Source organism: Micromonospora sp. NBC_01655, from assembly GCF_026339755.1.
Taxonomy (GTDB): Bacteria; Actinomycetota; Actinomycetes; order Mycobacteriales; family Micromonosporaceae; genus Micromonospora.
The window spans coordinates 552,795-575,649 of record NZ_JAPEQF010000001.1; the positions used below are offsets into that span (position 1 = coordinate 552,795).

Consider the following 22,855-nt stretch of genomic DNA (forward strand, 5'->3'; position numbering starts at 1 on the left):
GGCGGCGGACCGGTAGTTCGAACCGACGCAGCGGAGGGGGGACCCGTGTCGGTCACCGACGACATGCGGACGGAGCCACGGGGCGGCGGACAGCCACCAGCCCCCGCCCAGCGAGAGGGCCAGTTCGAGAAGACCCCGCCGCAGGACGTGGCCGCCGAGCAGTGCGTCCTCGGCGGCATGCTGCTGTCCAAGGACGCCATCGCCGACGTCGTCGAGATCCTGAAGTCCAACGACTTCTACCGGCCGGTGCACGCCACCGTCTTCGACGCCATCCTCGACATCTACGGCCGGGGCGAGCCCGCCGACCCGATCACCGTGGCCGCCGCCCTGGCCGACTCCGGCGACCTGGCCCGCATCGGCGGGGCCCCGTACCTGCACACGCTGATCGCGAGCGTGCCGACCGCCGCGAACGCCGCCTACTACGCGCGGATCGTCGGAGAGCGGGCGGTGCTCCGCCGGCTGGTCGAGGCCGGCACGAAGATCGTGCAGCTCGGGTACGGCACCGGCAACAACGGCAGCCGGGACGTGGACGACATCGTCGACCTCGCCCAGCAGGCCGTCTACGAGATCACCGAGCGCCGGGTCAGCGAGGACTTCGCCGTCCTGGCCGATATGCTCCAGCCCACCCTGGACGAGATCGAGGCGGTCGGCGCGCAGGGCGGCGTGATGACCGGGGTGCCGACCGGCTTCACCGACCTCGACCGGTTGCTCAACGGCCTGCACGCCGGGCAGCTCATCATCGTGGCGGGGCGGCCCGGCCTCGGCAAGGCACTCGCCCTCGACACCCCGCTGCCCACGCCCAACGGCTGGACGACGATGGGCGAAGTTAAGGCCGGCGACCAACTTATCGGTGCTGACGGGTGCCCGACGACGGTCACCCACGCATTTGACGTAATGGAGGGTCGACCCTGCTACGAAGTCGAGTTCTCCGACGGCAGTGTGATCGTTGCGGATGCCGAGCACCTGTGGAAGACGACTACACGCGCTTCCCGGCGTGCCGGCGCGGTTCGCCGGGAGGTCGCTTGGTCCCCCTCTGCGGTGGAGCGGCTGCGACGAGTGACGTCTGAGGCATCCGAGGATGTCAGCGTTGCTGAACTGGCGTCGGTGATCGGCGACGAGTTCGTCCACACCGCCCGCCGCGTCGTGCGAGACCTCCCGTACCAATTCGCTCCGCTGGCGCAGGAGCGGCGCGGGGGCCCGCGTGCCCGTGTCTACCCGGCCCGCGCCATCTACGGGCGCCTTCTGGATCGCGTAAGCGCCTGGCAGAATACGGTTGCCGCCGCCCGGTACTCCGATGTCGTTACGACCGAAGAGATCCGAGCAACGCTGCGAACCACCACCGCCGACCGCAGGTTGAACCACGCGGTACGAAACGCCGAAGCACTGCAACTGCCGGAGGCGGACCTGCCGGTGCCCCCGTACACGCTGGGCGCCTGGCTTGGTGACGGACACAGCGCCGGTAGCCGGCTCACCACCGTTGACCCGGATATCCTGCGGCGGATCGAGGCGGACGGCTTCGAGACGAAAAAGTCAACGACAGAGCCGACGCTGCACTCAATCCGGCCTCCGGAATGCCCAATGTGTGGCCGTGGCCGCAAGGGCTGCGTTCTCTGCGCCAGTTCGCCGTCGTCGCTGACGCAGTCGCTGCGGGCAATCGGCGTGCTCGGTAACAAGCACGTGCCGCAGTCGTACCTGCGGGCATCGCAGACGCAGCGCCGGGCGCTGCTCGCGGGCCTGCTCGACACCGACGGCACCATCACCAACGCCGGCACTGTTCAGCTCACTACAACCTCGGCGAGGCTTGCCGAGGGTGCCTACGAACTGGTCGTCAGTCTCGGATATCGCTGTTCAATCAGCCGCAAGGTGGTGAAGGGTCGCAGGCCGGAAACCTCGATCGCGTACAACCTCAACTTCACGACCACTGACGAGGTGTTCCACCTGCCTCGGAAGCAGGAGGCTCATCGCCTACGCAGGCGCAGCGAGAGTACCGCTCGGACTGACAGCCGGTTCATCGTCGATGTGCGGCCGGTGCCGAGCGTCCCGGTCCGCTGCGTGACGGTGGACAACCCGGACCACCTCTACCTGGCCGGCCGGTCCATGATCCCGACGCACAACAGCACCGCGAGCATGGACTTTGCCCGTAATGCGGCTATCCGGGCCAACCAGGCCGCGGCGATCTTCTCGCTGGAGATGAGCAAGGTCGAGATCGTCATGCGACTGCTCTCGGCCGAGGCCCGGGTCCCGCTGCACGTGCTGCGCAGCGGCCAGCTCTCCGACGACGACTGGACCAAGCTGGCCCGGTGCATGGGCGAGATCAGCGAGGCCCCGCTCTTCGTCGACGACACGCCGAGCATGAACCTGATGGAGATCCGGGCGAAGGCGCGCCGACTCAAGCAGAAGCACGACCTTAAGCTGATCGTGGTCGACTACCTCCAGCTGATGACCTCGCCGAAGCGCACCGAGAGCCGGCAGCAGGAGGTCGCGGACCTTTCCCGTGGCCTCAAGCTGCTCGCCAAGGAGGTCGAGTGCCCGGTGATCGCGGTGAGTCAGCTCAACCGTGGCCCGGAACAACGGACGGACAAGCGGCCCCAGCTGTCTGATTTGCGTGAATCTGGCTCAATTGAGCAGGATGCTGATGTAGTAATCCTTTTGCACCGGGACGACTACTACGACAAGGAGTCCCCGCGAGCGGGCGAGGCGGATTTTATTGTCGCCAAACATCGGAATGGGCCGACCGACAGCATCACGGTGGCCGCCCAGCTTCACCTCTCCCGCTTCGTGGACATGGCGATCGTCTGAAGCCCCGCCGGCGAGCGGGACGGCCGAGCGGCCAGTCCCGGTCGCCCAAGGGAGACCACCCGGCCTCGGGCGCACCGTGGGCCGGACCGGTGACGGAACCGGCCCGGCCCATGATGAAAGGGCAGTCCGCCCTAGTCGAAGAGTTCGCCGAGGAAGCCGTGGTGCTTCTTGCGGCGGTAGTGGCCGTGGTAACCGTAGTGCTGGCCGTGCCCGCCGTACGCCGGAGCGGCGGGCGGGTAGCCGTGCGCGGGCGGCGGAGGCGGCGGCGGGGGAACCGCGCCGTATCCCGGCTGCTGTGGCTGGTGCGCGGGCGGAGGGGGCGGCGGGTAGCCGCCGGGCGCCTGGGGACGCTGTGCCGGGTTCGGGGCGCCCGCCGACTGCTGGCGGTTCCAGTTCGCCTCGGCCTCGAACAGCTTCTCCAGTTCGCCGCGGTCGAGGAAGATTCCTCGACATTCGCCGCACTGGTCGATGACGACTCCGCTGCGTTCGTACTGGCGCATGTCTCCGTGACACTTGGGACAGGTGAGCTGCATTATCCGAAGGTACCTGGTGCTGTCACCGGATCGTGCCGAGCGCCTCGGTCACCTCGTCGTCGGAGACCTCGTGGAAGTCCTGGTAGTAGCTGCTGACCGCGCCGAAGCCGGCGGGCCGCTGGTCGCAGACCACCTCGTCGGCCTCGGCGGCCAACATCTCGTACGCCTCCTCGGCGCCGACCGGGACCGCGACGACCACCCGGCGGGCACCGAGCCGCCGGGCCACCTGGACCGCGGCGCGGGCGGTGGCCCCGGTGGCCAGGCCGTCGTCGACGACGACGGCGGTCCGCCCGGTCAGGTCGAGCGGGGGCCGTCCGATCCGGTAGCGGCGTTCCCGGCGTTCCAGTTCCGCCTGCTCGTGGCGTTGTACCTCGGCGACCTCCCCCGGGTCGACCCGGACGGCCACCGGTTCGTTGAGCACCCGCACCCCGTTGGGCCCGAGCGCGCCGAAGGCGACCTCGGGTGCCATCGGGAGGCCGAGCTTGCGCACCACCAGCACGTCGAGGGGGGCGTGGAGCTGGTCGGCGATCACCCGGGCCACCGGCACCCCGCCCCGGACCAGCCCGAGCACGGTGACGTCGGGCCGGTCGGCCAGCCCGGCGAGCCGGTCGGCGAGGATCCGGCCGGCCTCCTGCCGGTCGCGGTAGGTCGTCGTCATACCTCAGGTGTACGCCGTGCCTGGCGTCCCGCGCCGGCACTCCGGCGAAGACCCCCGGTCAGGGGGGGCGTAGGTGGCCGGTTCGGGGCGGGTGAGCGCGGGCGCCCAGACCAGCAGGGCGACCGGGTAGAGCAGGTACCCGAAGCGGGTGGACGGCATCAGCAGGATCGCGGCGAGCAGCCCGTACCCGCAGACGAGGGCGGTGGCGGCGGCCGTGCGCGGCGGGCGGCGCAGCAGCCGGACGGCGATCCCGACGCCGACCGCGACCAGCAGCGCGGCGGCGACCACCCGGCCGGCGGGCAGGGCGGTCGCGATCAGCTGCCCGGGGAACGGGGACTGCGCGGGGCTGGTGACCAGGCCGTGGCCGAGCGGGAAGCGCAGCACGTTCTCGACCAGCGCGTCCCGGTCGACCAGCAGGGCCGGGAGCAGGGCGAGTGCCGGCACGCCGAGCGCGCCGGCGGCGAGTCGCCCGGTGGAGCGCCGGGTCGCCGCCCAGGCGATCAGGACGAGGGCGACCGGCCAGGCGAAGAGCTTCAGCGCGCCGGCCAGCCCGACGGCCAGGCCCGCGCGGCCCGGCCGGTCGACGGCGGCGAGGGCGAGGGCCAGCAGGCAGAGGGCGAGCACGGGCAGGTCGTCGCCGCCGGTGGCCAGGGTGAGGGCGCAGATCGGCAGCACGGTGGCCGCCTGGACGCCCCGCAGCACCAGCGCGCCCCGGTCGGCCCGGCCGGTCGGGTCGGTCGGGGCGTCCGTGCGCAGGGCGCGGACCGCCAGCGCGAGGACCAGCGCGGTGGCGACCGCGAACCACACCCGGGCGTCGGTCCACCAGCCGTCCGCGACGGCCCGGGGCAGCCCGAACAGGGCCATCCCCGGCTGGTACGGGGTGTAGCCGAGCAGCCGCTCGTCGGCGGGGAGCGCGGCGATCGCGTCGTGCCCGAGGTACGGGGTGCCGGTCTCGACGAGACGATTGCCGGCGTGCTCGACGACCACCACCTCCTCCTGTGCCCGGTCGGTCCGGCCGGCCACCCGCTGCACGCCCTGCTGGACCAGCGGCAGCATGGTGGCGGTGACCCAGGCGAGCCCGGCGACCGCCCAGCGGGCCGGCAGGCCGGCCAGGGCGGAGCTGGCGTCCCTCCGACGGGCGGCCAACGCGACGGCGACGGCGACGGCGGCGAGCAGGTAGCCGTACGCGGCGACGGTTCCCCAGGCGCGGTGCGGCGGCAGGGTGGAGGTGGCGGCGGTGACCGCCGCGAACGCGGCGGAGGCGGCGTACAGGCCGAGGTCGAGGGCGAGCCCGCCAGCGGCCCGGTCGGCCCTCCGCCAGCGCGAGGGGGTGCGGACGGTCCGGTCGGCGGCGGCGGTCACGCGGGCAAGTGTGGCAGATGCTCCCCCCGGGCCCGGCCGCCCTGCCGGCGGCCGGCGGGGAGCCGGAGCACGGCGCCCGCGTCGTGTAGCGGTGGGGCGAGGATGCCGGGGCGACCGCCGAAACCCCGGTGCAGCGTGGAGAGCAGCGTCCTGGCCGGCACCGGCCGGCCGAACAGGTGGCCCTGCCCGGCGGTGCAGCCGGCCTCCCAGAGGGCGCGGCGCTGCGGCTCGCTCTCCACCCCCTCGGCGACCACGGTGAGCCCGAGGCTGCGGCCGAGGTCGAGGGTCGATCGGATCACGGCGGCGGCCTCGGCCGAACCCTCCATGACCGACACGAAGCTGCGGTCGATCTTCAGCTCGTGGACCGGGATCCGGGAGAGCAGGGAGAGCGAGGAGTAGCCGGTGCCGAAGTCGTCCAGGGCCAGCCGGACGCCCTCGTCGCGCAGCCGGTTGAGCACCCGGTCGACCACGTCGAGCTGGCTGAGGGTCAGCGTCTCGGTCAGCTCCAGGACCAGCCGGTCCGGCGGCAGGTCGTGGGCGCGCAGCCGGGCCAGCACAGAGCCGGGGAAGCGGGCGTCGAGCAGGCTGCGCGGCGACACGTTGACCGCCACCGGCAGGTCGAAGCCGGCCACCCGCCAGCTGTCGGCGGCGATCAGCGCCTGGTCGAGGATCGCCTCGGCGAACGCCGGGAGCAGGCCGGAGCGTTCCACGGCCTCCAGGAAGCGCAGCGGGTCGATCATGCCGTGCACCGGGTGGTGCCAGCGGGCCAGGGCCTCCGCGCTGGTCACCTCGCCGGTGCCGAGGTCGACGATCGGCTGGAAGTTGACGGTGAACTCGTGGTCGGCGACCGCCCGGGGCAACTCCCCGCCGAGAGTGAGCCGGCCGAGGTCGGCGGTGTCCCGGGCCGGGGCGTACGTGGAGATCCGCTGGCCGGCCCGCTTCGCCTGGTACATCGCCACGTCGGCACGGCGCAGCAGCTCCGCCACCCCGCCGCTGGCCGGTGCGACGGCGATGCCGCCGCTGGCCTCGACGCTGATCCGCATGCCGTCCAGGTTGAGCGGCTCGTGCAGCGCGGCGAGCAGCGCCTCCGCCCGGTGGGCGGCCACCGCCGGCGCGGGCAGGCCGCGCAGGAGCACGGCGAACTCGTCGCCGCCGAGGCGGGCCACCAGGTCGTCGCCCTGGGCGGCACCGCGCAGCCGGCCGGCGACCTGCATGAGCACCCGGTCGCCGGCGGCGTGGCCGAGGGTGTCGTTGACCTCCTTGAAGTGGTTGAGGTCGATCAGCACCAGCGCGGTCACCCCGTCGGCGTGCCGGGCGTCGAGCTGCTCGGTGCCCTGCTCCAGCAGCTCCCGCCGGTTGGCCAGCCCGGTCAGCGCGTCGTGGGTCGCCGCGTACGCGTGCTCGTCGGCGACGCGGGCCAGCTCGGCGTACGCCTGGGCGTTGCGCACGGCGGTGCACAGCGCGGAGGCGAAGGTGCGCAGGGTGTACTGCTCGCGTTCGGAGAGCCGGACCGGGCCGCGGAACCGCAGCCGCAGCGTGCCGACGTCGGCGGCCCGGTCGGGTCCTTCGAGGGGCACCTCGATGACCGACCCGTCCACCGCGCCGGCCTGGTCGGCGGGCCCGTCGTAGGTGAGGGCGCCGGCGGCACCCCGGACGGTCCGGGTGCCCTCGCGCAGGGCGATCTCCACCTCGTCCGCGGAGAACAGCTCGGCGGCCTGGGTGACGGCGGTGGTGAGCACCTTGTCGAGGTCGACGACGTTGAGCGCGTCGGTGGTCCGGGCGAGCCGCTGCCAGGCGTCGCGTTCGGCCCGGTTGCGGACCCGACTGGAGTAGGCGAGGTGCAGGCTCAGCACCAGTGGCGGCACGACGATTAGGAAGCTGGGGTTGCTGTTGAGGATCAGCAGGGTGGAGACGATGACGGCGAACCGGGCGGCGGCGCTCGCGATGCGCAGGTCGAAGTGCTCGCGGAACAGGTCGCGGACCCGGGTCCGGGTGGCGAGGGCGATGACCGGGAAGGTCAGCACCTCGTCGAGGACGACGACCACGAGGTACGCGGCGACGAGCGCCCAGATCGACCGGCCGACGGACCCACCGATGGGCCAGCTCCAGCCGACGGTCAGCAGCACCAGCCCGCCGACAGCCGCGGTGACCATGTCCTTCGCGACGCCGAACGCCAGCTTGAGGGGTGCCACCCGGACGATGCCCCGGACGAACCCGACGCCCAGCCCGGTCGCGAGGATCACCCAGGGCACGGGTGCCACCGCGAGCCCGACGAGCACCGCGACCTCGGTCCAGGAGACACCGTGGGTCGTCGCCCGGATGCGGATCCGCACGTTCACGGTGGCGCCCACCGCCACGAGGAAGGCCACGGTCGCCGCGCTGGTGAGTTCGCGGGCGCTCGGCGGGCTGTCGAACCCGATGTCGCGCAGGCTCACCGCGACCGCGGCGGCGGCGCACAGCACGACGAGACCGACAAGCAGCAGAAGCCGCCGATCGGTCTCACTGTCGCGTCTTGCGCTCCCAGTCACGTCCAGTCCCTCTGCCGCGGATGATTCCTGGCAGTGCGTATCTCGGACTTTACGGCCGGTCAGGTCTCGGGTGAAGAGTTCGATCAGAGCCAGTCGTGAGCCTTCATGGTCCCGCCTTTCGTCCTAAGAACTTCGTCGACCGATGCCTGCCCGGGCTTGGCTGACACGCTGAATCTTATGACGTTTGATGGGAGTTCGCGGCATTACATGTCCATATGCGCAGAATGCGCTAATGAGTGCCGTTCCTGTCACTCACCGTCCCGGCGTGAAAACCCACAGCGCAACTTTTGTGGGTACTCGCCATAATTATCGGAGCGGGCTTCCGTCTCGTCTCTCCCCGGTCCGTCCAATAGCCGTTTGTGCTGGTGTCGGTACCCCGTGGTGCGGTCGATCGGCGGTGCGGTGAATTGTGGTGACAGTACGGTGTCCGTTCGGTGTACGGAGTCTGTCGCACTTTTTGCAATGCTTTGTTTAAGTTTGTATACATATGCGTGGCCGGACCTGCGGCAATCAATTCTCGGGCGCTCGCCATTCGTCCCGTCCCGCGGCGGCTCCCATTACCGCGCGTACGACCGGCCCGGTTTGTTTCGCGGATCCGGCTCTCCCGGCGGACCAGACCTCCGGCGGGACTCCGGCGTGGCCCGAACTCCGGCGCGGACGACCTCCGGCCGGGCCGGGGCCCGGGGCGTACCGGAAGATAGGCTCCCCACCGTGACCGATCCCGCCCAGCTCACCCACGTCGACGCGGCGGGCGCGGCCCGCATGGTCGACGTCTCCGCCAAGGCGGTGACCGGCCGGCTCGCGGTGGCCGCCGGTCGGCTGCGGACCACGCCCGAGGTGGTCGACCTGCTGCGCCGCGACGGGCTACCCAAGGGCGACGCGCTCGCCGTGGGCCGGCTCGCCGGCATCATGGGCGCGAAGCGGACCCCCGACCTGATCCCGCTCTGCCACCCGATCGCGCTGCACGGGGTGACGGTCGACCTCACCCTGGCCGACGACACCGTCGAGATCACCGCCACGGCGCGGACCGCCGACCGCACCGGGGTGGAGATGGAGGCGCTGACCGCGGTCGCGGTCGCCGGACTGGCCCTGGTCGACATGGTCAAGGCGGTCGACCCGGCGGCGTCGGTGGACGCGGTGCGGGTGCTGTGCAAGGAGGGCGGCAAGACCGGCCGCTGGCTGCGGCCGGAGGACCGGCCGTGATCCGCGCCCGGGTGGTGGTCGCCTCCAACCGCGCCTCGGCCGGCGTCTACGCCGACACCAGCGGCCCGCTGCTCGCCGCCGGGCTGCGCGAGCTGGGCTGCCAGGTCGACGAGCCGGTGGTGGTGCCCGACGGCGAGCCGGTCGGCGAGGCGCTGCGGGCCGCGCTCGCCGACGGTGTCGACGTCGTGCTGACCAGCGGCGGCACCGGGATCACCCCCACCGACCGGACGCCGGACGTGACTCGCGCGTTGCTCGACCACGAGATCCCCGGTATCGCCGAGGCGATCCGCGCGCACAGCCGGGACAAGGTGCCTGCGGCGGCGCTCTCCCGGGGCGTCGCCGGGGTGGTCGGCCGGATGCTGGTGGTCAACCTGCCCGGCTCCACCGGCGGCGCCCGCGACGGCCTCGCCGTGCTCGGCCCGATCCTGGCCCACGCCGTCGACCAGTTGCGCGGCGGCGACCACTGACGGTCCGGCCAGGGTCCGAGCACCGCCGGCTCCGGCGGGCGGGGCGGTCGCGGCCCTGGGGCCGGCGTGCGCCGGTCGCCCGACCGGCGTGCGTGGGCACTGGCGGGGTGGGCCGGACCGCCCGAGGATAGGCTCGGCCGGTGAGCACGGAAACCGCGTCCGCCGCGGAGCAGGTCGCCGTACCGCCGCCGGCCGGCTGGGCGGAGGCCCGCTCCCGGGTGTACGCCGCCGGCCTGGCCGCCGCGCTGCCCGCCGTGCGTCGGCCGCTCGCCGACGCCGACGGGCACACCCTCGCCGAGCCGCTGGCCACCCGCACCGACCTGCCGGCCTTCCCCACCTCCAGCGTGGATGGCTGGGCGGTGCGCGGGGACGGGCCGTGGCGGATCGTCGGCCGGGTGTTGGCCGGCGGCGACCCGCCCCCGCTGGCCGAGGACGGCACCACCGTCGAGATCGCCACCGGCGCGATGGTGCCCGAGGGCGTCACCGCGATCGTCCGGGTCGAGGAGTCCACCCGGACGGCCGACGGCCGGGTCGCCGGCACCCCACGGCGGGACCCGGAGTGGCGCCGGCCGGGTGAGGAGGCGTACTCGGGTGAGGAACTGCTCCCGGCCGGTACCCCGGTCGACCCGGCGCTGATCGGCCTGGCCGCCTCCTGCGGGCACGACACCCTGCTGGTGCGCCGGCCGCCGCGTGCCGCGCTGCTGGTCTTCGGCGACGAGTTGCTGACCGCGGGCCCGCCGGGCGCCGGCCGGGTCCGCGACGCCCTCGGCCCGGCCGTGCCGGCCTGGCTGCGCCGGTACGGCTGCCAGGTACGCCCGGCCGACGTGGTGGGCCCGGTGGCCGACACCCTGCCGGCGCACGTGGCGGCCCTGCGCGTGGCGCTGGCCACCGCGGACCTGGTCTGCACGACCGGCGGGACGATGCACGGCCCCGTCGACCACCTGCACCCCGCCCTGGCGGTGCTCGGCGCGGACTACGTGGTCAACACGGTCGCGGTCCGCCCCGGCTTCCCGATGCTGCTGGCCCGGCTGGCCGACCCGGACGGCCGGGTCCGGTTCGTCGCCGGCCTGCCCGGCAACCCGCAGTCCGCGATCATCGCGCTCGTCTCGCTGGTCGCGCCGCTGCTGGCCGGGTTGCAGGGGCGGCCGATGCCGGCGCTGCCGCACGCCACGCTGGCCGAGCCGGTGCCGGGGCGCGGCGGCTTCACCCATCTGGCCCTGGTCCGGCTGGACCGGGCGGCGGGCACCGCCCACCCGGTCCGGCACGTCGGCTCGGCGATGCTGCGCGGCCTGGCCGGCGCGGACGGGTTCGCGGTCATCCGGCCGGGCACCAGCGGCGAGCCGGGCGCGCGGGTGCCGGTCGTGCCGCTGCCCCTGCTCCCCGGGGAGCGGTCCTGGTGATGATCGAGCAGTCCGCGGTCTTCGGTACGGTGACCACCGACCCGCTGGACCTGGCCGCGCACGAGGCGGCGGTCGCCGACCGGCGGGCCGGGGCGGTGGTGTCGTTCCAGGGCGTGGTCCGTGACCACGACCACGGCCGCGGGGTGACCAGCCTGGAGTACGAGGGCCATCCGAGCGCCGCCGTGGTGCTCCGGCAGGTCGCCGCCGAGGTGGCCGCCGACCCGGACGTGTACGCGGTCGCGGTGTCGCACCGGGTCGGCCCGCTCGACATCGGCGACGTGGCCCTGGTCGCGGCGGTCAGCACGGCCCACCGGGCCGCCGCGTTCGCCGCCTGCGCCCGGCTGGTGGACGAGGTGAAGGCGCGGCTGCCGATCTGGAAGCGGCAGGTGTTCGCCGACGGCACCGAGGAATGGGTCAACTGCCCCTGACGCCGCCGGGCACACCCGGACCGGTGACGGCGGCGGAGCGTCAGCGGCGGCCGTTGACCAGGGCGGCGCGGCCGAACCGGTCGGCGTAGAAGGCCGGCTCGGCGCCGGGCCGCCACGGCAGCGCGGCGACCAGCACGATCAGGGCCACGGCGAGGGAGTTCTCCATCAGTGCCCCGAACAGGCCGTCCTGGTAGTGCGACACCTCGGGGAGCTGGTGCTCGTACGGCCAGATCGGCGAGATCAGGAACAGCAGGTAGAGGCCGACCGCCGCCACGCCGTGCCGCAGGCCGGTGAGCGTCGGATACCAGATCGGCGGGCGCAGCCCGTTCACCCCGGGCAGCCCGCTGTACGACGACGCCTGGCCCGGGCGCTGCACCAACCCCCGGCTCGCCTCCCGGCGGCGCACCGCCGCGTCGGCCAGGACGATGATCGCCGGAATGACCCAGACCAGGTGGTGCGACCAGGAGATCGGGCTGATCACGTTGGCGGTGAGCCCGACCAGGGTGAACGCCGTCAGCTCGTCGCCGTCGCCGCGGGCGCTGACGGCCCGGGACAGCCCGAGGGCCAGGACCAGCACCGAGAACGACAGCCAGAGCAGGCCGGGCGTCTCGATCGAGTCGTAGAGCCGGGCCAGCAGGCCGGCGAGGGACTGGTTGGGCGTCATGTCGGCCGCGCCCACCCGCTCGGTCTGCCACAGCACGCCGCCGAAGTACGCCCGGGACTCGGTGCCGACGAGCGCGAAGCCGGCGAGGGTCACCCCGATCGCGGTGCCGACCGCCGTGGCCGCCGCCCGCCACTGGCGGGTGATCATGAGGTAGACGATGAACAGCGCGGGGGTCAGCTTGACGGCGGTGGCCAGGCCGATGCCGACCCCGGCCCAGGCCCCGCTGAACACGAAGCGCCGCAGCGGCCCGTCGGCGGGGTCGAACCGGGTGCCCCGCTTCGCCCGCCAGCGCAGCCCGATCAGGTCGGCCATGATCAGCGCGAAGAGCAGCAGGTTGACCTGGCCGAAGCCGAGGGTCTCCCGGCCCGGCTCGATGGCCACCGCCATCGGCGTCGCGATGCCCACGGTGAACCAGAGCGGCCAGCCGAGCCGGTCCACGACCGGCCGCAGCAGGCCGGCCAGGACGAGGGCGAGGGCGGCGATGCTGGCCAGCGCGTTCAGCCAGCCGGCGACCTCCACCGGCAGCAACGCCATCGGGAGCATGACCAGCCCGCCGAAGGGCGGGTACGTGAAGCCGAGCGTCGTGGAGGGGGCGATGAAGTCGTACAGCTCGTTGCCGTTCGCCCACCACACCACCGCGCCGTGGTAGATCTTCATGTCGAAGAAGTTGTACGGCCGCCCGAAGGCGCCGATGGCGAACCAGGCGGCGTACGCGACGGCGGCCACGACGCCGGCCCGCACCACGGTCCTGCGGTCGACCCCACGGGTCGCCCGGGTCACGCGGCGAACCGGGGCGAGGCGGTCCATCCGTCGTCCGACGGTCGCCGGCATGGCGTGGCCACCCCCATACCAAGGTCGTCCTACCCGTCCAGGTCCAGCACGGAGCCTAGAACGGCGCCTCACGTTGATGCCTCCCGCGTTATGCGACCGTGTCCGATCCCACACTGGTTTTTTACATTTCCACCGCGTTAACGCGTACCGGGTGGTTCAGGTAATTCGCGGCGTTGACCGGGTGCGGGCTGCGGGAGGGGCGTCGCGCCGCAGGTCAGCCGGGCAGTCGGCGCGCGGTGGCGGCCGATCGTACGGCGATCCGGGCCTCCCGGCGGGCGGTCCGGACGGCCCGCCGCACCGACCGTCGCGAGTGGCCGATCCGGTGCCCCGCCCGCCACCGTAGACCCGGCTTCCCCTCGGTGTCGGCGGCGGCGAGCAACAGCCCGCCGAGGAGGCCGAGATTCTTCATGAAGTGGATCTGGTTCTGCGCCCGCTCGGCCGGGTCGCCCTTCCAGAAGGGATGACCGGCGATGGTGGTCGGGACCAGCGTGCCGGCGAGCACCAGCGCGGCCGGGCGGGTGAACCTCCCGGTGGCCAGCATCAGGCCGCCGATGAGCTGGGTGGCCCCGTTGACCCGGACCAGCGCCTCGGGGTCGGTGGGGATGCGGGGGGAGACCTGCTGGATCAGCGGGGCGACCTGGTCGGTCACCGGCTTCGCCGTCGGCACCAGCCGTCCCGGGTTCTGGAAGCTGCGGGCGCCGCTGACCACGAAGATGCCGCTCAACATGACGCGGGCGAGGGAGCGCACGGGTTTCATGGATCAGTCATACCCCGTCGCGGCGGCGGCTACCCCTGCAACGGCCCGATCCGATCGGTCGGCGTGGACACCGTGCGTACCCATGATCCGGACCGCCACGCCGATCGGGGCGACCGTCGCTGGTGGACGGGCTCCGGCCGGTAACCTCGCCCGGGTGACCACGCTGCGGCTCCGACCCGAGGGCCCGGCCGACACCGGCCCGATCCGCCGGGTGCTGGCCGCGGCCTTCGCCCGCCCCGACGTGTCGACCCCGCCCGAGGTGGGGCTGGTCGACGAGTTGCGTGGCACCGACGCCTGGGTGCCCGAGCTGGCCATGGTCGCCGAGTACGGCGGCGAGGTGGTCGGGTACGCCCTGCTGACCCGGGTCCGGGTCCGCGCGGACGGCGGCACCGCCCCGGCGCTGGCCCTCGGCCCGGTCGCCGTCGCGCCGCACCGGCAGCGGGTCGGTCACGGCTCGGCCGTGGTGCAGGCCGCCCTGGACGCCGCCACCGAGCTGGGCGAGCGGCTCGTGCTGGTGCTCGGCGACCCGGCCTTCTACCGGCGGTTCGGCTTCACCAGGGCCGACCGGATGGGGCTGACCAGCCCGTGGTCCGGCCTGGGCGACCCCTGGCAGGCGCTGGTCCTGCCGCCCAGCACCAGCGGGGACGGCCCGGTGCCCCGTGGCGAGGTGTTCTTCCCGCCGCCCTGGTCCAGGGTCTGACCGCCGCCCCCGCCCCGCCTCGCCGTCGCCCCGCCGGCGGTCAGGCGGGCTGGGTGCGCAGGTAGCGGCCGAAGTGCGGCACGGTGAACGCCACCGTGCCGCGCTCCCCGGAGTAGATCAGCCCCTTCTTGATCAGCGCGTCCCGGGCCGGGGAGAGGCTGGCCGGCTTGCGTCCCAGCGCGCGGGCGATCTCGGCGGTCGGCACCGCCGCGTCCATGTCGTCCCGGCCGCCGGCGTCGCTCTCGACCAGGGACAGCGTCGCCATCGCCCGCATGTACTCGCGCTCGGCCGGGGTGGCCCGCTCGAACCGGGAGCCGAAGAAGCCGACGGCCAGCTCGGCCTCCGCCTCGGGCGCGGCCACCCGGACGTCCGCCGCCGTGATCGGCGAGCGCGGCGCATGGTCCCAGGTGGCCTTGCCGTACGCCTGGACGAAGTACGGGTAGCCGCCGGACTTCTCGTAGAGCAGGTCGAGGGCCTTCGGCTCGTACTCGACGTCCTCGCGCTCGGCCGGCGCGCAGAGCGCCTGGTCGGCGGCGATCCGGTCGAGCCGGTCGATGCGCTGGTAGCGGAACAGCCGCTCCGAGTACGACTTGGCTGCGCTGAGCACGGCCGGCAGGTGCGGCAGCCCGGCACCGACCACGATCAGCGGTGCGCCGAGCTGGGACAGCTCGTGGCAGGCGGCGCAGAGCGCGGAGACGTCATCGGCGCCGACGTCCTGCATCTCGTCGATGAAGATCGCGATGCCGGTGCCGACGTCGGCGGCCACCGCGGCGGCGTCGCTGAGCAGCTCGACCAGGTCGATCTCGATGTCTCCGGAGTCGGCCCGTCCGGTGGCCGCGGGCACGTCGATGCCGGGCTGCCAGCGGTCGCGCAGCCTCGGTGCCGCGCCGCCCCGGCCGGCGGCGGGCGCGGAGCGCTGGGCGAACGCCTTGAGCACCCCGAGGAACGCGTCGATCCGGTCCGGGGCGCGGTGCCGGGGCGCGAGCTCCCGGACCGCCATGTGCAGGGCGGCGGCGACCGGGCGGCGCAGCGACTGGTCCGGCCGGGCCTCGATCTTGCCGCTGCCCCAGAGGTGGTTGATGGCCTGCGAGCGGAGGGTGTTGAGCAGCACGGTCTTGCCGACGCCGCGCAGGCCGGTGAGCATCAGGCTGCGCTCGGGGCGGCCCCGCGCGATGCGCTCCAGCACCACGTCGAAGACGTCCAGCTCCCGCCCCCGCCCGGCCAACTCGGGCGGGCGCTGGCCGGCGCCCGGGGCGTACGGGTTGCGGACCGGATCCACGAATCGCACAGTATCGGGCCGTCTAGCTGGGAGCCTAGACATCCGTAGAGGAGGCTACCGGCGTGTCGCCGGCCGTCGAGACAAAACTAGGGCTGTCTAGCGTCCACGCTAGACAGCCCTAGTTTCGGCTACCGGCCTCAGCTCGTGCGCTTCCTCAGGCAGAGCACGTAGTCGAGGGAGTCCAGCGGGTTGTCGTTGACGTAGTTCGCGGTCGACCTCGGGGCCAGGGTCTTGCACCGGCCGCCGTCCGAGGTGCCCGGGATGCGCAGCAGGATCTCGTACGTGTTCGGCCCGCAGGGCACCTCCCGCAGGTCGGCGTTGGCGTTGGTGCCGTCGTTGACCACGCAGTCGCCCTTGGTGAATTCCGGCTCGTCGTCGGAGGGGCTCGGCTCGGCGGTCGTCGGGGCCGCGGTCGGCTCCTCGCTGGGCCCGTCGGTCGGCGCTGCGGAGGTGGTCACCGTAGGCGTCACGTCGCCGCCCTCGTCGGCCGTCTTCCAGATCCCCCAGCCGGCCAGGCCGAGGCAGGGACAGAGCAGCAGCACGACCACCAGGGCGATGATCAGGCCGACCGTCCGGCCGCCGCGCTTGGGCGGCGGACCGACGGGCCCGGGCCCGTACTCCGGGGCCGGCTGGCCCCACGGCCCGGGCTGCCCGGCGGGCGGGAACGAGCCGGCCGGCTGACCCGGGGGCGGGTACCCGCCGGGCGACGGGACCGTCGGGGGCTGGCCGGCCGCAGGTGGGTGACCGGGCGGCGGGGGGTAGGGCCCCGGCGGCGGGTACCCGCCGGGCTGGCCGGCCCCGGGCCCGGGCGGCGGGTACCCGCCGGCCTGGCCGCCGCCGGGAGCGGGGGGCGGTGGGTACCCGCCGCCCGGCGGCTGGTTCCACAGCGGGGTGGTCGGCGACTCCGCGTCGCCGCCGGGCGGTGGTCCCCACTGGGGCGGGGTCGGGTCGCCGGGCGGCCGGGCGTACGGGTCGTCGGGTGAACCGGAGCCGGGTGGTCCGAAGGATGACATCTCTTCCCCAGGGGTGTGGCGGTCGGCAGCGCGTCCGCAAGGGGCGGACCGCCGACCGGGCGGATCGTCGGGCGACGCCGTCAGCCGCTGGTCGACGCGCTGGCGGCGGGGCTGGTCGGGAGCGAAGGATGGACTGGTCGGGGGAGCCGGGTCAGCGGGCCTTCAGGCAGAGCACGAAGTCGAGGGTGTCCAGCTGACTGTCGAAGAAGTACCAGTTGGTGTAGTCGGCCACCTTGGCGCACTTCGTCTCGGCGTCCTTCTCGCCGCTGGTCTGCCCGTCGAAGCGGCGCAGCACCTCGTACGTCTTCGGGCCGCACGGGGCGATCAGCAGCTTGGGCTTGCCGCCTGCCGGCCCCACGTTGCGGACGCACTGCCCGGCCTTGACGAAGCGGGGGTCGGCCGACGACTCGGGGGCGGGTGCGGTCGGGGCGGGCGGCGTGGGGGAAGCCGGTTCCTCCGGGGCCGGCTCGGCGGTCGACCGGGTCGGGTCGGCGGCGGGCGGCGGCTCGTCCCGGTCGAGCAGGTACCACACCAGCGAGCCGCCGCCGAGCAGCAGCACCACGAGGGTGGCCAGCACGGCGATCAGCGGGCCCCGGCCGCGCCCCCGGCCCGGTGCCGGTGCCGGCTGCCGGGTGTACGTGGGCTGGCCCGGCCCGGGACCCGGGTACGGCCCGGCGGCGTACGGGTCGGCGGGCTGCCGAGCCGCCGGGTACGCCGGCCCCGCCCCGCCCGGCCGGTACACCTCCGGGTGGCCGGGGTCGGGCGCCCAGGGGTCGGGCGGGCCCCACGGGCCGGGCTGCGGCTCGCGGGACGGGGGCGCGTACCGGGCCGGCTCGCCGGGCCAGGGCGCCTGGTCGGGGCGGTGGACCGGCTCCGGGTGCCCCGGCTGGCGGGGTGGCCACGGCCGGTCCGGCTCCCGCCGCCCGCCGCCCGCCCACGGCTCGTCCGGCGTGCCGTACCCGTCGCCCGCCCACCGCTCGTCCGGCGTGCCGTACCCGTCGCCCGGTCGTCGTCCGGGCCACGGCCCGCTGGGGTCCTCACCCGGTGGTCCGTAGTTCGACATGCGCACCCTCCTACCCGAGCGGTGAGGCCGGCCACCCACCAGGGCACCGACGTCGTTGGTCACCGTAGCGTGGCCAACCGATGACAACACCTCCTCCACGTGCCGCAGCTCCGACCGGATCACCCGTGCCCGCCGGCCCGACCGGGCCCGCCCCGCCCGGCGGTTCCGCCGCGCCGCCGGCCCGACCGGCCCTGATCTGGACGGCGCTGCTCGTCGTCTACGTCCTGTGGGGCTCCACCTACCTCGGGATCCGGGTCGCGGTGGAGTCGCTGCCGGCGCTCACCTCGGCCGGCCTCCGGTTCGCCGCAGCCGCCGCCGTGCTCGCGCTCGTCCTGCGGGTACGCCGGGGAGCCGGCGCCCTGCGCGTCAACCGGCGTCAGCTCGGCTCGGCCGCGCTGGTCGGGGTGCTGCTGCTGGCCGCCGGCAACGGCCTGGTGGTGCTCGCCGAATCCGGCCCGCCCGGGGCGGCCGTGCCCTCCGGGGTGGCCGCCCTGCTGGTCGCCACCGTCCCGCTGCTGGTCGTCCTGCTCCGGACGACGACCGGGGACCGGCCCCGGTTCTGGACCTTCGTCGGGGTGAGCCTCGGCTTCCTCGGCCTGGTCCTGCTGGTGCTGCCGACCGGCGAGTCGGCGGCGGTGCCGCTGGCCGGGGCGCTGACCGTGGTCGCGGCGGCCACCTGCTGGTCGGTCGGCTCGTTCCTGTCGGGCCGCTTGACGATGCCGGCCGACCCGTTCGTCGCCACGGTGTACGAGATGCTCGCCGGTGCCGTGGCGCTGGCCGTGCTCGCCGCCGCCCGGGGCGAACTGCGCGACTTCGACCCCGGGCGGGTCACCGGCAGGTCCTGGCTCGCCCTGGCGTACCTGATGGTCGCCGGCTCGCTGGTCGCCTTCACCGCGTACGTCTGGCTGCTGCACCACGCGCCGATCTCGCTGGTGTCCACGTACGCGTACGTGAACCCCGTCGTCGCGGTCGCGCTCGGCGCGCTGCTGGCCGCCGAGCCGGTCACCGCCCCGGTGCTGCTCGGCGGCGCGGTGATCGTCGCCGGGGTGGCGTTGGTGGTGAGCACGGAACGCCCCGGACGGCGGACCGGGGCGGCGGACCGGGCGACCCGGCGGTAACGTCCGGCCGGTGTCCGCCGCCCCGCCGACCGTCCTCGCGGCCCTCGGCGCGGCGACCGGCGCCGCCGTACCCTGGCTGGCCGGCCGCTTCACCACCGCGCGCCCGGCGGGCAGCCCCGTAGCCGCCGGACCGGGTGTCGGGGGTGCGGCCGGGTCGGGCGTGGGGTCGCCCCGCCTGCTCCAGTCCGCCCGGTGGCGGGCGACGACCGGCGCGATGGTCGGGGCGGTCGTCTTCGGCGGGCTCGGCGTCGCCCCGGGCGTCGGGCCGGCGCTGCCGGCGTTCCTCGCGGTGGCCACGGTGGGGCTGCTGCTCGCCGTGGTCGACCTGGCCTGCCTGCGGCTGCCCGACCCGCTGGTCGGCGCGGCGGCGTTCGGCGCGGTCGCCGGGCTGGTCGCGGCGGCGGCGGTCGAGGGCCGGCCGGGCCGGCTGCTCGGCCCGCTGGCCGGTGCCGCGCTGGCGTTCACCGGGTACGCGCTGCTGGCCCTGCTGCCCGGCTCCCGGCTCGGCTTCGGCGACGTCAAGCTCGCCGCCGTGCTGGGGCTGCCGCTCGGCTGGCTGGGCTGGCCGACGCTGCTGGCCGGGCTGGTCCTGCCGCACGTGCTGCACGGGCTGGCCGTGCTCGGCCTGCTGGCCGCCCGCCGGGTCCGCCGGGACACCCTGCTGCCGCTCGGGCCGGCCCTGCTCGCCGGCGCGTGGCTCGCCGTTCTGTTCACCTGAACCCGGCGCCACGCCAGCGCCGGTGCGCAGGAGCCCTGCCACGAGCAGGACACCTACCCTCACAGCAGGCGGAGCTGGCGGTCCTTGGGGCGGCGGGGCTCGGCCTCGCCGAGGCGCTCGAACAGGCCCGGGTCGATCACGTCGAGGAACGGCGACGGGCGGCAGTCCCGCTCCGATCCGTGCCGGGCGCGCCGGGCGGCGTGGCTGACGTAGAGGCGGTCCTGGGCCCGGGTCAGGCCGACGAAGAACAGCCGCCGCTCCTCGGCGACCGCGTCCTCGTCCGGGGTGGAGCCGGGCCAGCGCAGCGGGAGCAGGCCGTCCTCGCAGCCGACCAGGAAGACCACGGGGAACTCCAGGCCCTTCGCGGCGTGCAGGGTGAGCAGCGTGACCGCCTCGGCGCGCGGGTCGAGGGCGTCCACCTCGACGCCGCCGGCGAGCTGGGACAGGAACAGGTCCAGATCGTCGCCGCATCGCCGGGCCAGTGGGGTGAGCAGGTCCACCGCCGCGCGGACCTCCTCGGGGCGGGCCGCGCCGGACCCGTCGAGGGTGGGGGCGGCGAAGCGGTCGGCGACCATCTGCCCGGCGAGCCGGACCCGGGCCGGCAGGCCGCCGGCCAGGCCGTCGGCGTGCCGCAGCTCCCGGGCGATCGCGTTCACCCCGGGACGGTCCCGTAGCCGGTCGTGCGAGCGCTTCTGCACCGGGACGTTCGCCCGGACCAGGGCGTCCACGATCGGCGCGGCCTGCGCGTCGGTCCGGTACAGCACGGCGATGTCGGAGAACGACAGGTTCGTCGACCGGCCGTCGATCCGGCCCGAGTCCAGCGACCGGTGGGACAGGCCGCCGACCAGGTCGTCGACGGTGCGTACCACGAAGTCGGCCTCGTCGGCGACGGACGCGGCGGCGTACCGGCCGACCAGCGGGGCCTCCGGGTCGAGCCGGGCCGGGTCGAGCCGGCGGCCCCGGACCAGCGACGACGGCGCGATGGCCTGCACGGCGGCGGCCAGGATCGGCGCCGACGAGCGGTAGTTGCGGTTCAGCCGGACCAGCCGGGCGTCGGTGAAGTCCTGCGAGAAGCGCAGGAAGTAGCCGACGTCCGCGCCCCGGAACGAGTAGATCGCCTGGTCCGGGTCGCCGATCGCGCACAGGTTGCCGTCGGCCGGGCTGAGCAGCCGCAGCAGCTCGTACTGCACCGCGTCGACGTCCTGGTACTCGTCCACGAAGATCCACTGCCAGCGGTCCCGGTACCGCTGCACCAGCTTCTTCTCGGCACGAAGCAGCTCCACCGGCAGGGTGAGCAGCTCGTCCAGGTCGACCAGGTCCCGCTTGCGCAGCAGCGCGGTGTACGCCGCCAGGTCCTCGCCGGCCTCCGCCCTCGCCGCCGTCCGGTCGGCGTCGTCGGCGATCCGGAAGTCGCCCGGGAGCCCGGCGGCACCGGCGTTCTCCCGCAGGATGGACAGCCCCAGCGAGTGGAACGTGCCGACGGTGACGTCCTCGGCCACCGGCCCGAGCAGCCCGTCCAGGCGGTGCCGCAGCTCCTCGGCGGCCCGCCGGGTGAAGGTGATCGCGAGGCAGCGCTCCGGGAACACGTTCAGCTCGGCACAGAGGTACGCGATCCGGTGGGTCAGCGTCCGGGTCTTGCCCGTGCCGGGGCCGGCCACGATCAGCAGCGGCCCGCCCGGCGCGGAGGCGGCCACCCGCTGCATCGCGTCCAGCCGGTCCAGCAGGCCGGTGCCGACCTCCTCCATGCCGGCGAGCATCGGCTCGAACGGCTCGTGCGGGGAGGGCTGCGGCGGAATCGGCGGGGGCGGGGGCGGCGTGGCCGGCCTCCGCTTCGGCTCGGCCTTCGCCGTCGCCGGCTTCTTCGCCCTCGCCTTCGCCGCCGGTTCCGCGGGCATCCGCTGCGCGGGCACCGGTACGTCGAACAGCGTCTCCGCCTGCGCCCCCGTCGCCTTCCCGCCCAGCTCAGCCGGGTCGAACAGGGTGATCACCCCGTAGTCGCCGTCGTAGCCGGGCACCCGGTGCACGTCGCCCCGGCGCAGCCGGCCGATCCCCTCGGCGAGCAGCTCCCCGCCGACCCGGCCGATCTCGTCGAGCGGGGCGCGGGTCAGGATCTCCAGCTCCGGGCCGAGCGCGGCGACCAGCTTGTTGAGCTTCCCCTCGACCTTCTTGGACTTCGGGCCCACGCCGTTCAGCTCGCCGAGGATCTCGGCCAGCGGCACCAGGTGGGTGACGTCCCGGGCGTGGTCGGGACGGTGCCCCTCGGGGCGATCGGCCAGCTCCTCGATGCGGCTGAGCACCCCGATGGTGAGCGGCCTGCCGCACTCCGGGCAGAGCCCGCCGGCGGCCCGGGTCCGCTCCGGGGACCAGGTGACCCCGCACACCCGGTGCCCGTCGGCGTGGTACTTGCCCTCCTCGGGGAAGAACTCGATGGTGCCGGCGAGGCCGTCGCCGGTGCGCAGCGCCTCCCGGATGGCGAAGTAGTCCCGGCCGGAGGCGAACACCGTGGCCTCCCGGCCCAGGGCGGGCAGGGAGTGGGCGTCCGAGTTGGACACCAGCCGGTAGCGGTCCAGGCTGCCGACCCGCCAGTTCATCTCCGGGTCGGACGACAGCCCGGTCTCCACGGCGAAGACGTGCCCGGCCAGGTCGGCGTAGCAGTCGGCGATCGCATCGAAGCCGGACTTCGAGCCCAGCGCCGAGAACCACGGCGTCCAGATGTGCGCCGGGACGAGGTAGCCGTCCGGACTGGCCTCCAGGGTGATCTCCAGCAGGTCCCGGGAGTCCAGGCCGAGGATCGGCCGGCCGTCCGAGGCGATGTTGCCGATCCGGCCGAGAGTGGTGTTGAACCGCTGCACGGCGTCCAGGTCGGGCAGGTAGATCAGGTGGTGCACCTTGCGGGTCCGGTCGTCCCGCTTGTAGATCGTGGAGATCTCCACACTGAGCATGAACCGGACCGGGTCCGCCTCCGCCTCGCTGGCCAGCCGGGGCGGCAGCCGGCGGGCGATGTCCCGCTCCGCCTCGGGGCTGAGCCGGTACAGCCCGGGCTCGGCCGGGTGCAGCGTCTCGCGCAGATGGTCGGACCAGGCGGGGTGGGTGAAGTCGCCGGTGCCGAGCACGCTGATGCCCTTGCGTCGGGCCCACCAGCCGAGGTTCGGCAGGGTCAGGTTTTGGCTGCACGCCCGCGAGTACTTCGAGTGGATGTGCAGGTCCGCGACGAACGGCGAGGGGCCACCGGAGGGTGCGGCGCTGAACGGAGGCACGCCGCATCCTGTCACGCCCGCCCCGACGGCCGCTCCCCGCCACGCGTACGCGTGACCTGAGCATCCTTCCCTGGACA

The 22,855-nt window shown here is 74.3% G+C and carries 17 protein-coding genes and 1 pseudogene; 8 read left to right on the forward strand and 10 right to left on the reverse strand.

Translation table 11 applies throughout. The features are described 5' to 3' along the window. Positions 1 to 45: 45 nt before the first annotated feature. Positions 46 to 2,799, forward strand: a complete 2,754-nt coding sequence (gene dnaB, locus OOK41_RS02710) for a replicative DNA helicase (protein WP_266262850.1) — start codon at positions 46 to 48, stop codon at positions 2,797 to 2,799. A gap of 131 nt (positions 2,800 to 2,930) precedes the next feature. Here dnaB and OOK41_RS02715 read toward each other — a convergent pair whose 3' ends face one another. The 4 genes from OOK41_RS02715 to OOK41_RS02730 are packed head-to-tail and all read right to left on the reverse strand — an operon-like array spanning position 2,931 to position 7,880. Next, positions 2,931 to 3,335, reverse strand: a complete 405-nt coding sequence (locus OOK41_RS02715; RefSeq protein ID WP_117668163.1) for a zf-TFIIB domain-containing protein — start codon at positions 3,333 to 3,335, stop codon at positions 2,931 to 2,933. A gap of 19 nt (positions 3,336 to 3,354) precedes the next feature. Then, positions 3,355 to 3,990 carry a phosphoribosyltransferase gene (locus OOK41_RS02720; RefSeq protein WP_266262851.1) on the reverse strand — a complete coding sequence of 212 codons (636 nt, stop codon included), beginning with the start codon at positions 3,988 to 3,990 and terminating at the stop codon, positions 3,355 to 3,357. A gap of 3 nt (positions 3,991 to 3,993) precedes the next feature. After that, on the reverse strand, positions 3,994 to 5,352 hold the full coding sequence (locus OOK41_RS02725; protein ID WP_266262852.1) for a glycosyltransferase family 87 protein: 1,359 nt from the start codon (positions 5,350 to 5,352) through the stop codon (positions 3,994 to 3,996). After that, on the reverse strand, positions 5,349 to 7,880 hold the full coding sequence (locus OOK41_RS02730) for a bifunctional diguanylate cyclase/phosphodiesterase (protein WP_266262853.1): 2,532 nt from the start codon (positions 7,878 to 7,880) through the stop codon (positions 5,349 to 5,351). The genes OOK41_RS02725 and OOK41_RS02730 overlap by 4 nt, the downstream gene beginning before the upstream one ends. 711 nt (positions 7,881 to 8,591) lie before the next feature. Between OOK41_RS02730 and moaC the strand changes: the two genes are divergently transcribed. From moaC to OOK41_RS02750, 4 genes are all read left to right on the forward strand, one after another. Continuing rightward, positions 8,592 to 9,083 (forward strand): cyclic pyranopterin monophosphate synthase MoaC, encoded by a 492-nt coding sequence (moaC, locus tag OOK41_RS02735; RefSeq protein ID WP_266262854.1) that lies wholly within the window; start codon positions 8,592 to 8,594, stop codon positions 9,081 to 9,083. Further along, positions 9,080 to 9,550: a molybdenum cofactor biosynthesis protein B gene (locus tag OOK41_RS02740; protein WP_117668168.1), complete on the forward strand. Its 471-nt coding sequence runs from the start codon at positions 9,080 to 9,082 to the stop codon at positions 9,548 to 9,550. The genes moaC and OOK41_RS02740 overlap by 4 nt, the downstream gene beginning before the upstream one ends. Positions 9,551 to 9,690: 140 nt before the next feature. After that, positions 9,691 to 10,950: a molybdopterin molybdotransferase MoeA gene (locus tag OOK41_RS02745; RefSeq protein ID WP_266262855.1), complete on the forward strand. Its 1,260-nt coding sequence runs from the start codon at positions 9,691 to 9,693 to the stop codon at positions 10,948 to 10,950. Continuing rightward, positions 10,950 to 11,378 (forward strand): molybdenum cofactor biosynthesis protein MoaE, encoded by a 429-nt coding sequence (locus tag OOK41_RS02750; RefSeq protein ID WP_117668170.1) that lies wholly within the window; start codon positions 10,950 to 10,952, stop codon positions 11,376 to 11,378. The genes OOK41_RS02745 and OOK41_RS02750 overlap by 1 nt, the downstream gene beginning before the upstream one ends. A gap of 40 nt (positions 11,379 to 11,418) precedes the next feature. On the opposite strand, the gene OOK41_RS02755 is transcribed toward OOK41_RS02750, so the two are convergent. Together OOK41_RS02755 and OOK41_RS02760 are read right to left on the reverse strand one after the other, a co-directional pair. Further along, a complete protein-coding gene (locus OOK41_RS02755) occupies positions 11,419 to 12,873 on the reverse strand; it encodes a glycosyltransferase 87 family protein (RefSeq protein WP_266262856.1) in 1,455 nt (484 codons plus the stop codon). A gap of 214 nt (positions 12,874 to 13,087) precedes the next feature. Next, the gene (locus OOK41_RS02760) at positions 13,088 to 13,630 is read right to left on the reverse strand and encodes a DoxX family protein (RefSeq protein WP_266262857.1); all 543 of its coding nucleotides are present in this window, start codon (positions 13,628 to 13,630) and stop codon (positions 13,088 to 13,090) included. 154 nt (positions 13,631 to 13,784) lie between these two features. Between OOK41_RS02760 and OOK41_RS02765 the strand changes: the two genes are divergently transcribed. Continuing rightward, positions 13,785 to 14,330 carry a GNAT family N-acetyltransferase gene (locus tag OOK41_RS02765; RefSeq protein WP_266267715.1) on the forward strand — a complete coding sequence of 182 codons (546 nt, stop codon included), beginning with the start codon at positions 13,785 to 13,787 and terminating at the stop codon, positions 14,328 to 14,330. A gap of 40 nt (positions 14,331 to 14,370) precedes the next feature. Here the strand turns inward: OOK41_RS02765 and OOK41_RS02770 are convergent, their stop codons facing one another. From OOK41_RS02770 to OOK41_RS31845, 3 genes and pseudogenes are all read right to left on the reverse strand, one after another. Beyond that, on the reverse strand, positions 14,371 to 15,609 hold the full coding sequence (locus OOK41_RS02770) for an ATP-binding protein (protein ID WP_117668282.1): 1,239 nt from the start codon (positions 15,607 to 15,609) through the stop codon (positions 14,371 to 14,373). Positions 15,610 to 15,746: 137 nt separating this feature from the next. Next, on the reverse strand, positions 15,747 to 16,172 hold the full coding sequence (locus tag OOK41_RS31840) for a hypothetical protein (RefSeq protein ID WP_323136253.1): 426 nt from the start codon (positions 16,170 to 16,172) through the stop codon (positions 15,747 to 15,749). Positions 16,173 to 16,773: 601 nt separating this feature from the next. Continuing rightward, positions 16,774 to 17,223, reverse strand: a pseudogene (locus OOK41_RS31845) (flagellar basal body protein FliL); the annotation flags it as partial. A 587-nt stretch (positions 17,224 to 17,810) separates the two neighbouring features. On the opposite strand from OOK41_RS31845, the gene OOK41_RS02785 reads away from it, so the two are divergent. Continuing rightward, a complete protein-coding gene (locus tag OOK41_RS02785; RefSeq protein WP_266262860.1) occupies positions 17,811 to 18,803 on the forward strand; it encodes an EamA family transporter in 993 nt (330 codons plus the stop codon). A gap of 10 nt (positions 18,804 to 18,813) precedes the next feature. After that, positions 18,814 to 19,521 (forward strand): prepilin peptidase, encoded by a 708-nt coding sequence (locus tag OOK41_RS02790; RefSeq protein ID WP_243639470.1) that lies wholly within the window; start codon positions 18,814 to 18,816, stop codon positions 19,519 to 19,521. 59 nt (positions 19,522 to 19,580) lie between these two features. Here the strand turns inward: OOK41_RS02790 and OOK41_RS02795 are convergent, their stop codons facing one another. Continuing rightward, positions 19,581 to 22,778, reverse strand: a complete 3,198-nt coding sequence (locus tag OOK41_RS02795; protein ID WP_266262861.1) for a UvrD-helicase domain-containing protein — start codon at positions 22,776 to 22,778, stop codon at positions 19,581 to 19,583. Positions 22,779 to 22,855 lie beyond the last annotated feature (77 nt).

Excerpts from the sequence above, each read along its gene's own strand:
- OOK41_RS02720 (WP_266262851.1), bottom strand. The coding sequence starts at position 3,990 with ATGACGACGACCTACCGCGACCGGCAGGAGGCCGGCCGGATCCTCGCC.
- OOK41_RS02750 (WP_117668170.1), top strand. The coding sequence starts at position 10,950 with ATGATCGAGCAGTCCGCGGTCTTCGGTACGGTGACCACCGACCCGCTG.
- OOK41_RS02755 (WP_266262856.1), bottom strand. The coding sequence starts at position 12,873 with ATGCCGGCGACCGTCGGACGACGGATGGACCGCCTCGCCCCGGTTCGC.
- OOK41_RS02760 (WP_266262857.1), bottom strand. The coding sequence starts at position 13,630 with ATGAAACCCGTGCGCTCCCTCGCCCGCGTCATGTTGAGCGGCATCTTC.